The organism is Streptomyces coeruleoprunus (assembly GCF_039542925.1).
Classification (GTDB): domain Bacteria; phylum Actinomycetota; class Actinomycetes; order Streptomycetales; family Streptomycetaceae; genus Streptomyces; species Streptomyces coeruleoprunus.
The window spans coordinates 2,731,186-2,744,729 of sequence record NZ_BAABIT010000001.1; the positions used below are offsets into that span (position 1 = coordinate 2,731,186).

Genomic DNA, 13,544 nt, shown 5'->3' on the forward strand with positions numbered 1-13,544 from the left:
CGTCTCCCTCCGGGGAGGCGGGCCCTACGCGTAGGCGCCGGCGGCGATCCGGTAGAGCACCATGCCGTCCCGCGTGCCCGAGAGCAGCCCGCCGATCTTCTCGACGGCCCGCCGCGAGCGGAGGTTGTCCGGGCCGACGAGGAAGGCGACGGAGCCGACGAACCGGAACGCGTGCCGCAGCATCATGTCCTTCAGCTCGCGGTTGTACGTGCCGCCCCAGTGCGACCGGGCGAGGAAGGTCCAGCCGATCTCGACCTCGTCCGCCTCCGGGTCGTAGCCGCCGTAGCGGGACGTGCCGATGATCCGGCCGTCCGCCGCGTCCAGTACGGCGAGGGCGCCGCCGGAGTCCACCCCGTCGCGGAAGAACGCCCGGAACACCTCCTCCTCGTACCGGTCCTGGTTGGGGTGCTGCTCCCATATCAGCGGATCCGACGCCACGGCGTAGAGCGGTGCGAAGTCGTCCTCGCGCAGCGGGCGGACGGCGACGAGGTCTCCGGTGAGGGAGGGCTGAAGATCGAATGGCATGCGGGGAGGCTACCCAACGTCGCCGTCAGTTTGGCCGGTTCTGCGCGTAGACCGGGTAGCTGCACAGGGCATGTAGTGGAGACATGACGGAATCCACGGAAGTCGTCTCCTTCCCTCAGGACCGCACCTGCCCCTACCACCCGCCGACCGCCTACGACCCCCTCCGCGGCGAGCGTCCGCTCGCGCGGGCCACCCTCTACGACGGCCGGACGGTGTGGATGGTCACCGGGCACGCCGTCGCCCGCGACCTCCTCGCGGACCAGCGGCTCTCCACGGACTCCACCCACGAGTCGTTCCCCGTGCCCACGGCACGCGCCGCCGAGGTCATCCGGGACCAGCCGCGGACCGTGCTGCTGGGCCAGGACGACCCGGTGCACAACGTGCAGCGGCGGATGCTGATCCCGTCCTTCTCGCTGAAGCGCACCGCCGACCTGCGGCCGAGGATCCAGCAGATCGTGGACGGCCTGCTGGACGCGATGGTCGAGCAGGGCCCGCCGGCCGAGCTGGTGAGCGCGTTCGCGCTGCCGGTGCCGTCGATGGTGATCTGCGAACTGCTCGGTGTGCCGTACGCCGACCACGAGTTCTTCGAGGAGCAGTCGCGGGTGCTGCTGCGCGGCCGGAAGGCCGAGGAGATCCGGGCGGCGCTGGACCGGCTGCAGGGCTACCTGGGCGACCTGGCCGACGCCAAGCGGGCCGACCCCGGTGACGGGCTGCTCGACCAGCTCGTCGTGGAGCAGTACGCGACGGGCCGCATCGACCGGCAGGAGCTGATCGACCTGGCGATGATCCTGCTGGTCGCCGGGCACGAGACGACGGCCAACATGATCTCGCTGGGGACGTTCACGCTCCTCCAACACCCGGAGCGGCTGGCGGAGCTGCGGACCGACCCGACGCTCATGCCGCGGGCCGTGGAGGAGCTGCTGAGGTTCCTGTCCATCGCGGACGGCATGCTGCGGGTCGCGATCGACGACATCGAGATCGCGGGGACGACGATCCGGGCGGGTGAGGGGGTCGTCTTCCCGACGTCGGTGATCAACCGGGACACGGCCGCGTACGCGGACCCCGACGCCCTCGACTGGGGCCGCTCCGCCCGCCACCACGTGGCGTTCGGCTTCGGCATCCACCAGTGCCTGGGGCAGAACCTGGCGCGCGCGGAGCTGGAGATCGCGCTGGGGACCCTGTTCGCACGGCTGCCGGGGCTGCGGCTGGCGGTGCCCGCGGAGGAAATTCCCTTCAAACCGGGCGACACGCTGCAGGGGATGGTGGAGTTGCCGGTCGCCTGGTGAGGAGATGGTGGGTATGCGGATCTCGATCGACAGTGGTGTGTGCATCGGCGCGGGACAGTGCGCGCTGACGGCTCCTGAGGTGTTCACGCAGGACGACGACGGGTTCGGGACGGTGGTGCCCGGCCACGAGGACGGCGCGGGCAGCCCTCTCGTCCGGGAGGCCGCCCGGGCGTGCCCGGTCCAGGCGGTGCGGCTGACGGACTGACGCCGGCGGCGGCGCGCCGTCAGGGGGCCTGTTCCGCCGCCAGAGCGATGCGGCGCAGCAAGGTGTTGAGGAGGACGCGGTCCTCCTGGGAGAGCGTTCCCAGGAGGCGGTACTCCTCGTGGCCCAGGACCTCCATCGCGCCCCGCCACCCGGCACGCCCCTCGGGGGTGAGTTCGACGATCACGCGCCGGCGGTCCGCCCGCGAGGGCGTGCGCCGGACCAGGCCGCGCCGTTCGAGCGCGTCGAGCCGCCCCGTGACGGACGCGGGGGCGAGGTTCAGGTCCTCGGCGAGTTCGGAGGGCGCCGCCGTCCCGCCCCGGCCGGCCAGCTTGTGCAGGGTCTCGAACTCGTGGCGCTCCAGCTCGAAATCGGCCAGCGACTGCTCGCGGAACCGCCGCAGGTGCACGGTGATCCGCGCCATCCGGGTGACCGCGCCCTCGACGTCCGGGTCGAGTTCGGGCAGGACGGGCAGCCAGCGCGCCACGTGCTCGTCGGTCCAGTCGCGTTCGGCCATGGGAAGATCCTAACCCCAGAGTATTTCGTTGACGAATTATTCGGCAACGAAATACCTTGCCCGGCATGCCTACGCATCCCTTGCGCCGCCGGGCCTTCCGGCTGCTCTTCACCGGCCGCGTCCTGTCCCTCGCCGGCGACGCCGTCATCCCCGCCGCCCTCGCGCTCGCCGTCCTCCAGGCGACCGGCTCCACCTCCGCGCTCGCGCTCGTGCTGGCCTGCGCGATGGTCCCGAAGCTGCTCCTGCTGCCGCTCGGCGGCGTCGTGGGCGACCGCTTCAACGCCCGTACGGTCGCCCTGGCCACCGACCTCGTACGGTGCGCGACCCAGGTCCTGGTCGGGCTGCAACTGCTCGGCGACGAGCCCCGGTTGTGTGTGATCGCCTGCGCCTCGGCCGTCGGCGGCGCCGCCGGGGCCTTCGCGATGCCGACCGCGTCGCCCCTGGTCAAGGGCACGGTCCCGACGGAGGAACTGGCGCGGGCCAACGCCGCCATGGGCGTGGCCCAGAGCGCCACCCGCCTCGGCGGCCCGGCGCTCGCCGGGCTGATCGTCCTCGGCGCGGGGCCCGGCTGGGCGTTCGTCCTGGACGGCGCCACCTTCGCGCTGAGCGCCGCGCTGCTGGCCGCCGTGCGGGTGCGGCACGTGCCGGTGCCGCGCCGCTCGCTGGGCGCCGACCTGAAGGAGGGCTGGCGCGAGGTGCGCAGCCGCGACTGGTACTGGACCAGCCTCGTCGCGCACGCCGCGTGGAACGGCGCGGCCGCCGTCCTGATGACGCTCGGCCCGGCCGTCACGCTGCGCCTGCCGGACGGCGAGGCCGTGTGGGTCGCGTTCCTCCAGGCGGGTGCCATAGGCCTGTTCGCGGGGTCCCTGCTGGCCGGCCGGGTCCGCCCGCGCCGCCCCGTCCTCGTGGCGAACCTCGGCCTCGCGACGTACGCCGTGCCGCTCGGGCTGCTGGCGGCCGGGGCGCCGACACCGCTGACGATCGTGGCGTACGGGGTGGCGCAGGCGGGTCTCGGCTTCCTCTCGCCCGTGTGGGAGACCGCCGTGCAGACGGCGGTCCCCGCACACGCGCTGGCCCGCGTCACCTCGTACGACTGGCTGTGCTCGCTGGCCGCGATGCCGCTGGGCTACGCCCTGGCCCCGCCCGCGGCCGAACTATGGGGCCCGGGTGTGCCCCTGGCGGCGGCCGGCCTGACGGTCGGCGCGCTGTGCCTCGGCACGGCCCTCGTGCCGGGCGTGCGGCGCTTCAGCGGCCGGCCCCCACAAGAGCGTCCCGCAGGAAGTCCCGCAGCAGTGCGGTGACCTCGTCCGGGCGCTCCAGGTTCGGCAGGTGCCCCACTCCGGCGATCTCGACGTGCCGGGCGAGGCCCGGGCGCAGCCGGCCGGGCAGTGCGGCGGCGATCTCCCGGAAGTCCTGGAGGTCGCGCTCGCCCGAGACCGCGAGGCAGGGCACCTCGATCGCCGACAGGTCCACCTCGCCGTCGTCGGCGAACTCCACGTCGGGCGCGGCGAACTGGACCTCGAAGGCGTGCCGCTGCATGGTGCGCACCAGCTGCCGCACGTCCTCGCCGGCGTCCGGCCCGAGCCAGGTGTCGACGTTCAGCTCCACCAGGCCGTCCAGGTCGCCCGCCTCGTACAGGGCGTCCTCACGGGCGTCGAAGTCGCGCAGCTCGGGGCCGGGTTCGCGGCCGGGCAGTCCCGCGCAGAGCAGCGCCAGCGCGGAGACCCGCTCGGGGTGACGGGCGGCGATCTCGACGGCGACGCCGCCGCCGAAGGAGGCGCCGACGAGCGCGGCCCGCTCGATGCCGAGCGCGTCCAGCAGGTCCAGGACGTCCTGGGCGGGCCGCACGACGCCGTCCGGCTCGGTCACGGGGAGGGGCGTCCGGCCGAAGCCGCGGAAGTCGCAGCGCACGACGCGGTGTCCCGCCTCGGCCAGGGGGCGCCACTGGGGCTCCCACATGCGGCTGTCGGCGACGGAGGAGTGGAGGAACACGACGGCGGGGCCGTCACCGGCTGTTTCGTGAAAGAGAGTCATCAGCGCGGACTCTACGTCGGGCACGCCCGTACTCCCATGCGATTTTCACGAACCCCCGACTTGAACACGTTCAAGTAGAGGTCTACAGTCATGCCCGACAGCGTTTTGAACGTGTTCAAGGGAGGGTGGGGCATGGACCTCACTGTCGTCGCCTACGTCATCTACCTGCTGATCAGCGTGGCCCTGACCATCTGGGTCGCCCGCACGCTGAGCCGCAACGGCCGGATCTTCCTGGCGAGCGTCCTCAAGGGGGACGAGAAGCTGGCCGACGCCGTGAACCACCTCCTCGTCGTCGGCTTCTACCTCGTCAACTTCGGCTTCGTCGCGCTCTACCTGAGCCAGGACGAGGGCGTCGCCGACGCCCGGCGGCTCTTCGAGGCCCTGTCGGTGAAGCTCGGCGTCGTCCTGCTGGTCCTCGGCGTCATGCACCTCGGCAACGTCTACGTCCTCAACAAGATCCGCCGCCGCGGCGCCATGGACCGCGAGCAGCGGCCGCCGGTCCCCCCGCAGGGGTGGGTCGTGCCGGGGACCCGGGCATGAGCGACGTCCCCGTCCGGCGGCTCACCGTGCTGTACGACGCGCAGTGCCCGCTCTGCGTCCACCTGCGCCACTGGCTGCTGCGGCAGCGCGCGCTGGTCCCGCTGGACCTCGTACCGGCGGGATCACACGAGGCGCGGCGGCGGTTCCCGGGGCTCGACCACGCGGCCACCCTGGAGGAGATCACCGTGGTCGGGGACCGCGGCCAGGTCTACCGCTCCACCGCCGCCTGGATCGTCTGCCTGTGGGCCCTGGCCGAGTACCGGCCCAAGGCCCACTGGCTGGCCACCCCCGCCGGGTCGCCCTTCGCCCGGGCGGCCGTCCTGGCGGCCGCCAAGTGGCGGGCCGCGACCGCGCCGTCCTGCCGGAGCGGGCGGTGCGAGGCGCCGGCCACGGGCGGTTAGGCTCGGGGACTGTGAAGGACGAGAAGAAGGCGGACTCCGGCAAGGTCCCCAAGAGCGAGCAGACCCGCACCCTCATCCTCGAAACCGCGCTCCGGCTCTTCCAGGAGCGCGGTTTCGACAAGACGACGATGCGGGCCATCGCCCAGGAGGCGGGCGTCTCCGTCGGGAACGCCTACTACTACTTCGCCTCCAAGGAGCACCTGGTCCAGGGCTTCTACGACCGGATCGCCGCCGAGCACGAGGCGGCGGTCCAGCCCGTTCTGGCGGGCGACAAGGACCTCGCGGTCCGGATCCGCGACTCCCTGCTGACCTGGCTCGACGTGGCGGAGCCGTACCACCGGTTCGCGGCGCAGTTCTTCAAGAACGCGGCCGACCCCGAGTCGCCGCTGAGCCCCTTCTCGCCGGACTCCGTCGACGCCCGCCGCGCGGTGATCTCCATCCACGAGCGGGTGCTGCACGGCTCCGACACCAAGACCGCGCCGGAACTCACCGACCTGCTGCCGCACATGATGTGGCTGATGCACATGGGGCTGGTGCTGTTCTGGGTGTACGACCGGTCGGAGGGTGCCGAGCGCAGCCGGCGGCTCGTCGAGCGCACCGCGCCGCTGGCCGCGCGGGCGATCGCGCTCTCCCGGTTCCGGGTGCTGCGACCGCTCGCGCGGCAGGCCCACGACGTGATCGTGGAGTTCATGCCGGGGGCCAAGGACGCGACGGCGTAATCAGATCCAGCTCAGCTGCCACAGCCGCCAGATGCCCGTGCCGTCGGACAGGTACTGCGACCCCGCGACGTCCTGGGTGGCCACCACGTAGTCCTTCTTCTGCCACAGCGGCACGAGCGGCACGTCCTCGGCGACCAGGCGCTGGATCGACTTGAAGTCCTGCACCGCCCTGGCCCGGTCGCCGTACTGCTGGGTCGAGGCGATCAACTCGTCGACGCGCTTGCTCGCATACGCGTTGTGCAGCACGTTCTCGCTGCTGACGAGCGGCTGCGTGAAGCTGTCCGAGTCGGGGAAGTCCGGCAGCCAGCCGAGTCCGTACGCGTCGTAGGCGCCCTTCGCGTACCCCTTCTGGAAGTCCTTCCACTCAGCGGAGACGATCTTCATCCGGAAGAGCCCGGTCGCCTCCAGCTGCTTGCGCAGTTCGGCCGCCTCCGCGGCCCAGGGCTCGCCCGCGCGGTGCCCGTACGTGAAGGTGACAGGGGTCTCCACGCCCGCCTCGCGCAGCAGCCGCTCGGCCCGCTCCGCGCCGTCGCCCTCCGGGTAGAGGTCGAAGAACGGCGTGGAGTGGCCGACGTACCCGCGCGGCACGAGCGAGTACAGCGGCTCCACCGTCGAGTGGTACGGGCCCGTGACGATCCCCGGCCGGTCGATCACCGACGCGACGGCCCGCCGTACGGCCTTCTCGGCCATGGGCGAGCCCTTGCGGACGTTGAACACCATGCTGCGGATCTCCGCCGTCGTCGCCTCCGTCATCCGGATGTCCTCGCGGCTCCCGTCGAGCGTCGACAGCATGCTCGGCGGCAGTTGACGATGCGTCACGTCGACTTCGCCGGCCCGCCAGGCGGCGGCCAGCTGGTCGCCCTCCGCGAAGTAGCGGACGACGACCGTGGGGCCCGGCCTGCTGATCGCGCCGCGGTAGTGCGGGTTCGGTTCGAGCCGGGCGCGCACGCCGGGCCGGTACTCCTTCAGCACGTACGGCCCCGAGCCGTCGACCCCCGCGTCCTCACGGAGCCGGTTCTTCGGGTACCGGGTGCGGTCCACGATCGCGCCCGCGCCGGTGGCCAGTTTCTGCGGGAACGTCGCGTCCCGGGCGCCGAGGTGGAAGACCACGTTGTCGCCGGTCGTCGTCACCTTCCTCAACGTGGGGAACAGCGCCGCGGGACCCACGTCGGCGGCGATGCCGATCATCCGGTCGAAGGAGAACTTGACGTCCTCCGCCGTGACCTTGCGGCCGTTGGCGAAGGCGAGGTCGTCGCGCAAGGTGCACTGGTAGGTGCGCAGCGACGTGCCGAGGAACTTGCAGTCGCTCGCGGCGTCCGGCACCGGCGTGGTGGAGCCCGGCTTGAAGGTGAGCAGCGACTGGTAGAGGTTGCTGTAAATGGCCCAGGAACCGGCGTCGTACGCCCCGGCCGGGTCCAGTGAGGTGACTTCGTCCGTTGTGCCGACCGAAATCGGTCTTCGGTCCTCCTCCTCGTCCGGAAGCAGCTGCCAGGCCCCAACCCCGGCCGCCACCAAAACGACACAAAGCATGATGATCCGTACTCGGATCGATCGCATAGCCGTGATTCCTTTCACGCCCTCCCCTGTGCGATGGCGCAAACTCAATCACAGGCTGTTCATGTTTGAAAGGCTGTACGTGACCCCTGATCGTGACTCGTGAACGTCATGCCTGGCGCGAGGCCAGCTCCACGACCGTGATGTCCGACGGAGCCCCCACGCGGACCGGCGGGCCCCAGGCGCCCGCGCCCCTGCTGACGTACAACTGCGTGTCCCCGTACCGCTCCAGGCCCGCCACGGTGGGGTTCGCCAGCTCGGCGAGGAAGTTGCCCGGCCACATCTGGCCGCCGTGCGTGTGGCCCGACAGCTGGAGGTCCACCCCGTGACGTACGGCGTCGTGGACGACGACCGGCTGGTGGGCGAGGAGGACGGCGGCGCGGGTGCGGTCGCGGTCGCCCAGGGCGCGGGCGAAGTCGGGGCCGTCCCCGTAGTTGACGCCCGCGACGTCGTTGACGCCGGCGAGGTCGAAGCCCGGGATCTCCACGCGCTCGTTCCGCAGTGGGCGCAGGCCCAGTTCCCGTACGCGGTCGACCCACTCCTCGGCGCCCGAGAAGTACTCGTGGTTGCCGGTCACGAAGAAGCTGCCGTCGCGGGCGCGGAGCCGGGCCAGGGGCTCGGCCGCCGGGCCCAGGTTCTCGACGGTGCCGTCCACGAGGTCACCGACGACGGCGATCAGGTCGGGCTGCGTCGCGTTGATCGCGTCGACGATGCGCTGTGTGTGGGCGCGGCCGAGGATGGGGCCGATGTGGATGTCGCTGACCACGGCGATGCGGTAGCCGTGGGCGCCGCGCGCCAGCTTGGCGAGGGGGACGGTGACGCGCTTGACCTGCGGGCCGCGCAGGACGCCGTACGTGCCGTGGGCGACGGTGGCTGCCGCCGCGGCGGCCGCGGTGCCGGCGATGACGCGGCTCACGAAGAGCCGCCGGGTGACCGCGGCGGCCTGCGGATCCTGCGCCGGAGCTTCGGGCTCCGCGACGGCGGTCGCCGTGGTGGTCGGCGGGGCGGCGGGGGCGGTGGTGACGCCTTCGTCCCCGGCGGGGGGCCGTTCCGCTGTGCCCACCCGTTCCGCCCCAGCGGAACGACTGCCCACAGCGAAACGGCGGTCCTGGTCCACAGCGGAACGGTCACGGTCAACGGAACGGCGGAGCAGTAGGGCTCGGGCCGGTTCCGTTACGACCAGGGCCAGGGTCAGGTACAGGAGGCAGGCCAGCCAGAGGAAGCCCGGCCAGGACAGGAGTTGCTGGAGGGCGAACGGGGCGTCCAGGCGGCCCGATGTGAGGGCGCCCAGCGACAGCAGGGGCAGGACGACGGCCGCCGCCGTGCCCAGGCGGCGGGCGAGGCCCCCCGGTCTCGTCACGTCGCGTACCAGACGGCGCCAGACGTACCAGTGCACGGCGGCCAGAAGGGTGACCACCAGGAGGACGACGACCAGGACCATCGCCGTCACCCCTTGTCGCGCTCGCGCCGGTGGGCGCGCACTCCGCGCAACCCGATCACGCCAATGGCCGTCCCCAGGAGAAAGGACGTGACGGCCAGCAGAAGATGGACCCAGAAGTACCCGGTGGGGTCACCCGCATCGTCAAAGGCGAGACCGCTCGCGTCGTTCCACAGGTTCTTGACGAAAGTGATCCAGATGAACCAGCTCCAGACGCCGAAGGCGAGCAGGAACCAGGACGCGGAGCGACTCAGCTTCATGGGTCCAGTATCCGGTGCACCGGTGTCGGGGGCCTCGGCGGGTGGTTGTACGTTCTCGAACGTGCTTGCTCTCACGAAGGCCGGGACCACGGCCACCGCCGCCGCTCTGCTGCCGCTCCTCGCCGCCGGCCCGGCGCTCGCCGCGCCCAGCCCGAAGCCCGATCCGCAGCCGAAGCCGCCCGCCGTGATGTCGACGGTCGGCGGGGAGCGGCTGGGGAAGCCCGGCACGCAGGTGGACCTGGCGGGCGGCGCCCCGGTCCTGCCGAAGGACCTCACGGGACGCTCCTGGATCGTCGCCGACGCCGAGAGCGGCGAGGTCCTGGCCGCGCACAACGCGCACTGGCGGCTCGCCCCCGCGTCCACGCTGAAGATGCTGTTCGCCGACACGCTGCTGCCGAAGTTCCCGCGCACGCAGACGCATCTCGTCGCACCGGGTGAGCTGGCCAAGATAGGCGAGGGCTCCAGCCTCGTCGGCATAAAGGAGAAGCACAGCTACACCGTCCACGACCTGTGGCTCGGCGTGTTCCTGCGCTCCGGGAACGACGCCGTGCACGCGCTCGCCGAGATGAACGGCGGCATACCCAGGACCGTGGCCGAGATGAACGCCCGCGCCGAGGAGCTCCAGGCGCTCGACACGCACGTCGTGTCGCCGGACGGGTACGACGCCCAGGGCCAGGTCTCGTCCGCGTACGACCTGACGCTCATCGCCCGCAGCGGGATGCAGAACAAGGACTTCCGCGAGTACTGCTCCACGGTCCGCACCAAGTTCCCCGGTGAGCAGAAGCCCGGCAAGAAGCGCGAGACCTTCGAGATCCAGAACACCAACCGGCTGCTCACCGGCGCGTACGGCATAGCCCCGTACAAGGGCATGGCCGGTGTGAAGAACGGCTCGACGACCCACGCCGGCTCGACCTTCACCGGGGTCGCCGAGCGGAACGGCCGGGTGCTGCTGGTGACCGTCATGAACCCGTCGGCGAAGGAGCAGTTCGCCGTCTACAAGGAGACCGCCCGGCTGCTGGACTGGGGCTTCGCCGCGGTCGGCAAGGTGCGGCCCGTCGGTGAGCTGGTGCCGCCGAAGTCCGCCAGGACCGGTACGGGCAGCAGCCCGGCCCCGGACAAGGGCGGGGCCGACGAGACGGCACCCGCCGGGAAGGCGGCGGCCAGGTCCGGGTCCAGCGGGATCGGCATCGCCCTCGCCGTGACCGGCGGCCTGCTGGTGCTGCTCGCCGCGGCCGGGTACCTGATCAACCGCCGCTGGCCCCTGAAGAAGGGCCCGCAGAAGAGCCCGGAGGCTCCTGCCGGGGCTCCCGCGGCGGCCCCTGCCGAGGCTCCCGCTGCGGCCCCTGCCGGGGCCCCGGAGACTCCGGGGAAGACCCCGGAGACGGCTCAGTAGCGCTCTCGCGCCGGCCCTCCGCCGTCGCCGTCCAGGCGGCGCAGAAGAGCAGCAGCTTGGCGGTGAAGTTGATCCACAGCAGCAGGGCGACGGGCACGCCGAACGCCCCGTACATCGACTTCGCCGCCACGCCCTTCATATAGCCGCCCAGCAGCAGTTTCAGCAGCTCGAAGCCGACCGCGCCGATCAGCGCCGCCACCATCAGGTCGCGGCGCGGCGCCTCAACGCCGGGCAGCAGCGTCAGCACGTACAGCAGGAGCAGGAAGTCCGCCAGGACGGCCACCGCCAGCGCGGCCACCTGGAGCAGCGCTCCCCCGGCGCCGCCGCCCGAGATCCCGAGGCGTTCGGCGGTCCAGCCGACGGCGGTCGAGCCCAGGGCGGACGCGGCCAGCGAGGCCAGGGCCGTACCGCCGAGGCCCAGCAGGACCAGGGCGTCCTTGCCCTTGCGCACGACGGGGTTGCCGTCGTCCACGTCGTCCAGGTCCCACACGGCGCGCAGGCACTCCCGCATCGAGCCGACCCAGCCGATGCCGGTGAAGAGCAGCACCGCACCGGCGACGAGCCCGATCGTGCCCGCGTTGTCGACGAGGGCGCCGATGTTCAGCTGCTCGGAGATGCCCGGCACCTGCTCGGCGATCTTGTCCTCGATGGTGCGCAGCCGCTCGTCGCTGAGGAAGGCGGCGCCGATCGCGGCGGCGACGGTGATCAGCGGGAAGAGGGAGAGGAAGCTGATGAAGGTGATCGCGGCGGCGAGGCGCGTCCAGTGGACGCGGTCCAGGGTCTCGTAGGCCCGCCAGGCGTGCGTGCGCATGAGCCGGGCGGCGAGCGGGCCGATGACGGGAAGCTTGGTCAGCCAGTCCATTGCGTACGCCTACCACCGGCGAGCCGCCGCCAGTCCGACGGCACGCCCACGGGGCCCGCCCGCCCGGCGTGTTTCAGCAGGTGGGCGTCGTGGCCGGTTCGTCCACCGGTGAGCCCTGCGCGGGGACGGTCGCGGCCGGGCGGCCGCCGCCGAACTCGTACGTGTGCAGCTTGCGCCACACGGCGTCGGCGCCCTGCTCGTAGAGGGCGAAGGAGCACACGGTCCACTCCGCCTCGAACTCGGCCAGCTCCTCGTACGCCCGGTCCATCGCCTCCTCGGCGATGCCGTGGGCGACCGTGACATGCGGGTGGTACGGGAACTGCAGCTCCCGTACGAGCGGGCCCGACGCGTCGCGGATCCGCTGCTGCAGCCACGAGCAGGCGGAGCCGCCCTCGACCACCTGGACGAAGACCACCGGGGACAGCGGGCGGAACGTGCCGGTGCCGCTCAGCCGCATCGGGAACGTGCGGACCGACGCGGCGACCCGGGCCAGGTGGGCCCGGATCTCCGGCAGGCGCTCCTCGTCGACCTCGGTCGGCGGGAGAAGGGTGACGTGCGTGGGGATGCCGTGGGCGGCGGGGTCCCCGAAGCCCGCGCGCTGCTCCTGGAGCAGGCTGCCGTAGGGCTCCGGGACCGCGATCGAAACGCCGAGCGTCACGGTCCCCACGTCGTTCTCCTCATCCATCGGTCATCGGTGGTCGGTCATCGGTCTTCGGTCGCCGGTCATGCGATGCGGTCGCCAGTGTGGCGCCTCGGACCGCTCCGTGGCCAGAGCCGTTTGGGCTCAGTGCTTGGCGGGCAGGAAACCCACCTTGTCGTACGCCTGGGCCAGGGTCTCCGCGGCGACCGCGCGGGCCTTCTCGGCGCCCTTGGCCAGGATGGAGTCCAGCGTCTCCGGGTCGTCCAGGTATTCCTGCGTCCGGGTGCGGAACGGCGTGACGAACTCCACGACGATGTCGGCGAGGTCCGTCTTGAGCGCGCCGTACATCTTGCCCTCGTAGCCGCGCACCAGGTCCTCGACGGACGTGCCGGTCAGCGTCGACATGATCGACAGCAGGTTGCTGACGCCCGGCTTCTCCTCCGGGTCGAAGCGGATCACGGTGTCCGTGTCGGTGACGGCGCTCTTGACCTTCTTCGCGGTGGCCTTCGGCTCGTCCAGGAGGTTGATCAGGCCCTTGGGCGTGGACGCCGACTTGCTCATCTTGGCGGTCGGGTCCTGGAGGTCGTAGATCTTCGCCGTCTCCTTGAGGATGTACGGCGCCGGGACGGTGAACGTGTCGCCGAAGCGGGCGTTGAACCGTTCGGCCAGGTCGCGGGTCAGCTCGATGTGCTGGCGCTGGTCCTCGCCGACCGGGACCTGGTGGGCCTGGTAGAGCAGGATGTCCGCGACCTGGAGGATCGGGTACGTGAACAGGCCGACGGTGGAGCGGTCGGCGCCCTGCTTGGCGGACTTGTCCTTGAACTGGGTCATGCGGGACGCCTCGCCGAAGCCGGTGAGGCAGTTCATGACCCAGGCCAGCTGGGCGTGCTCCGGGACGTGGCTCTGCACGAACAGCGTGCACCGCTCGGGGTCGAGCCCCGCGGCGAGCAGCTGTGCGGCGGCGAGCCGGGTGTTGGCCCGCAGCTCCGCGGGGTCCTGCGGGACGGTGATCGCGTGCAGGTCGACGACCATGTAGAAGGCGTCGTGGGTCTCCTGCAGCGCGACCCACTGACGGACCGCACCGAGGTAGTTGCCGAGGTGGAACGAGCCGGCGGTGGGCTGGATTCCGGAGAGCACGCGGGGACGATCAGAGGCCATGCCCCTTATTGTCTC

The 13,544-nt window shown here is 71.8% G+C and carries 15 protein-coding genes and 1 pseudogene; 7 read left to right on the forward strand and 9 right to left on the reverse strand.

Annotation, left to right across the window (positions count from 1 at the left end; all coding sequences use genetic code 11):
- Window positions 1-24: 24 nt before the first annotated feature.
- Window positions 25-525 (reverse strand): GNAT family N-acetyltransferase, encoded by a 501-nt coding sequence (locus ABEB09_RS11740; RefSeq protein ID WP_345689837.1) that lies wholly within the window; start codon window positions 523-525, stop codon window positions 25-27.
- A gap of 83 nt (window positions 526-608) precedes the next feature.
- Here ABEB09_RS11740 and ABEB09_RS11745 point away from each other — a divergent pair, with 83 nt between their 5' ends.
- Together ABEB09_RS11745 and ABEB09_RS11750 are read left to right on the forward strand one after the other, a co-directional pair.
- A complete protein-coding gene (locus ABEB09_RS11745; protein WP_345689838.1) occupies window positions 609-1,811 on the forward strand; it encodes a cytochrome P450 in 1,203 nt (400 codons plus the stop codon).
- 13 nt (window positions 1,812-1,824) lie between these two features.
- The gene (locus ABEB09_RS11750; RefSeq protein WP_345689839.1) at window positions 1,825-2,016 is read left to right on the forward strand and encodes a ferredoxin; all 192 of its coding nucleotides are present in this window, start codon (window positions 1,825-1,827) and stop codon (window positions 2,014-2,016) included.
- A 19-nt stretch (window positions 2,017-2,035) separates the two neighbouring features.
- Here ABEB09_RS11750 and ABEB09_RS11755 read toward each other — a convergent pair whose 3' ends face one another.
- Window positions 2,036-2,530, reverse strand: coding sequence for a MarR family winged helix-turn-helix transcriptional regulator (locus ABEB09_RS11755; RefSeq protein WP_345689840.1), 495 nt, complete (start codon window positions 2,528-2,530; stop codon window positions 2,036-2,038).
- A 65-nt stretch (window positions 2,531-2,595) separates the two neighbouring features.
- Here ABEB09_RS11755 and ABEB09_RS11760 point away from each other — a divergent pair, with 65 nt between their 5' ends.
- Window positions 2,596-3,831: an MFS transporter gene (locus tag ABEB09_RS11760; RefSeq protein WP_345689841.1), complete on the forward strand. Its 1,236-nt coding sequence runs from the start codon at window positions 2,596-2,598 to the stop codon at window positions 3,829-3,831.
- Here the strand turns inward: ABEB09_RS11760 and ABEB09_RS11765 are convergent.
- Window positions 3,776-4,564, reverse strand: coding sequence for an alpha/beta fold hydrolase (locus tag ABEB09_RS11765; protein WP_345689842.1), 789 nt, complete (start codon window positions 4,562-4,564; stop codon window positions 3,776-3,778). The two genes, ABEB09_RS11760 and ABEB09_RS11765, sit on opposite strands and share 56 nt — an antisense overlap.
- Window positions 4,565-4,696: 132 nt before the next feature.
- Between ABEB09_RS11765 and ABEB09_RS11770 the strand changes: the two genes are divergently transcribed.
- The 3 genes from ABEB09_RS11770 to ABEB09_RS11780 are packed head-to-tail and all read left to right on the forward strand — an operon-like array spanning window position 4,697 to window position 6,224.
- Window positions 4,697-5,104, forward strand: coding sequence for a hypothetical protein (locus ABEB09_RS11770; RefSeq protein ID WP_345689843.1), 408 nt, complete (start codon window positions 4,697-4,699; stop codon window positions 5,102-5,104).
- Complete coding sequence (locus ABEB09_RS11775; RefSeq protein ID WP_345689844.1) at window positions 5,101-5,505, forward strand: thiol-disulfide oxidoreductase DCC family protein; 405 nt, start codon at window positions 5,101-5,103, stop codon at window positions 5,503-5,505. The genes ABEB09_RS11770 and ABEB09_RS11775 overlap by 4 nt, the downstream gene beginning before the upstream one ends.
- 11 nt (window positions 5,506-5,516) lie before the next feature.
- Window positions 5,517-6,224 (forward strand): TetR/AcrR family transcriptional regulator, encoded by a 708-nt coding sequence (locus tag ABEB09_RS11780; protein ID WP_345689845.1) that lies wholly within the window; start codon window positions 5,517-5,519, stop codon window positions 6,222-6,224.
- Here the strand turns inward: ABEB09_RS11780 and ABEB09_RS11785 are convergent, their stop codons facing one another.
- From ABEB09_RS11785 to ABEB09_RS11795, 3 genes are all read right to left on the reverse strand, one after another.
- Window positions 6,225-7,781 (reverse strand): ABC transporter substrate-binding protein, encoded by a 1,557-nt coding sequence (locus ABEB09_RS11785; protein ID WP_345689846.1) that lies wholly within the window; start codon window positions 7,779-7,781, stop codon window positions 6,225-6,227. It lies immediately after the preceding gene.
- A gap of 106 nt (window positions 7,782-7,887) precedes the next feature.
- Entirely contained in the window at window positions 7,888-9,219 is a 1,332-nt protein-coding gene (locus tag ABEB09_RS11790) for a metallophosphoesterase (protein ID WP_345689847.1), read from the reverse strand.
- Between the two features lie 5 nt (window positions 9,220-9,224).
- Window positions 9,225-9,476, reverse strand: coding sequence for an SCO4848 family membrane protein (locus tag ABEB09_RS11795; protein ID WP_345689848.1), 252 nt, complete (start codon window positions 9,474-9,476; stop codon window positions 9,225-9,227).
- 187 nt (window positions 9,477-9,663) lie between these two features.
- Here ABEB09_RS11795 and ABEB09_RS11800 point away from each other — a divergent pair.
- A pseudogene (locus ABEB09_RS11800) lies at window positions 9,664-10,386 on the forward strand (D-alanyl-D-alanine carboxypeptidase family protein); the annotation flags it as partial.
- A gap of 334 nt (window positions 10,387-10,720) precedes the next feature.
- On the opposite strand, the gene ABEB09_RS11805 reads toward ABEB09_RS11800, so the two are convergent.
- The 3 genes from ABEB09_RS11805 to trpS all read right to left on the reverse strand — a co-directional run bounded on the left by ABEB09_RS11805 (window position 10,721) and on the right by trpS (window position 13,529).
- A complete protein-coding gene (locus ABEB09_RS11805; protein WP_345689849.1) occupies window positions 10,721-11,731 on the reverse strand; it encodes a YihY/virulence factor BrkB family protein in 1,011 nt (336 codons plus the stop codon).
- A gap of 73 nt (window positions 11,732-11,804) precedes the next feature.
- On the reverse strand, window positions 11,805-12,398 hold the full coding sequence (locus ABEB09_RS11810; RefSeq protein WP_345689850.1) for a 2'-5' RNA ligase family protein: 594 nt from the start codon (window positions 12,396-12,398) through the stop codon (window positions 11,805-11,807).
- Window positions 12,399-12,515: 117 nt separating this feature from the next.
- Window positions 12,516-13,529 (reverse strand): tryptophan--tRNA ligase, encoded by a 1,014-nt coding sequence (gene trpS, locus ABEB09_RS11815; RefSeq protein WP_345689851.1) that lies wholly within the window; start codon window positions 13,527-13,529, stop codon window positions 12,516-12,518.
- Between the last annotated feature and the right edge of the window lie 15 nt (window positions 13,530-13,544).

Bases quoted from the DNA above. Each gene is read 5' to 3' on its own strand.
- ABEB09_RS11795 (WP_345689848.1), bottom strand. From the start codon at position 9,476: ATGAAGCTGAGTCGCTCCGCGTCCTGGTTCCTGCTCGCCTTCGGCGTC.
- ABEB09_RS11745 (WP_345689838.1), top strand. From the start codon at position 609: ATGACGGAATCCACGGAAGTCGTCTCCTTCCCTCAGGACCGCACCTGC.
- ABEB09_RS11740 (WP_345689837.1), bottom strand. From the start codon at position 525: ATGCCATTCGATCTTCAGCCCTCCCTCACCGGAGACCTCGTCGCCGTC.
- ABEB09_RS11785 (WP_345689846.1), bottom strand. From the start codon at position 7,781: ATGCGATCGATCCGAGTACGGATCATCATGCTTTGTGTCGTTTTGGTG.
- trpS (WP_345689851.1), bottom strand. From the start codon at position 13,529: ATGGCCTCTGATCGTCCCCGCGTGCTCTCCGGAATCCAGCCCACCGCC.
- ABEB09_RS11765 (WP_345689842.1), bottom strand. From the start codon at position 4,564: ATGACTCTCTTTCACGAAACAGCCGGTGACGGCCCCGCCGTCGTGTTC.
- ABEB09_RS11790 (WP_345689847.1), bottom strand. From the start codon at position 9,219: ATGGTCCTGGTCGTCGTCCTCCTGGTGGTCACCCTTCTGGCCGCCGTG.
- ABEB09_RS11760 (WP_345689841.1), top strand. From the start codon at position 2,596: ATGCCTACGCATCCCTTGCGCCGCCGGGCCTTCCGGCTGCTCTTCACC.
- ABEB09_RS11775 (WP_345689844.1), top strand. From the start codon at position 5,101: ATGAGCGACGTCCCCGTCCGGCGGCTCACCGTGCTGTACGACGCGCAG.
- ABEB09_RS11750 (WP_345689839.1), top strand. From the start codon at position 1,825: ATGCGGATCTCGATCGACAGTGGTGTGTGCATCGGCGCGGGACAGTGC.
- ABEB09_RS11755 (WP_345689840.1), bottom strand. From the start codon at position 2,530: ATGGCCGAACGCGACTGGACCGACGAGCACGTGGCGCGCTGGCTGCCC.
- ABEB09_RS11805 (WP_345689849.1), bottom strand. From the start codon at position 11,731: ATGGACTGGCTGACCAAGCTTCCCGTCATCGGCCCGCTCGCCGCCCGG.
- ABEB09_RS11770 (WP_345689843.1), top strand. From the start codon at position 4,697: ATGGACCTCACTGTCGTCGCCTACGTCATCTACCTGCTGATCAGCGTG.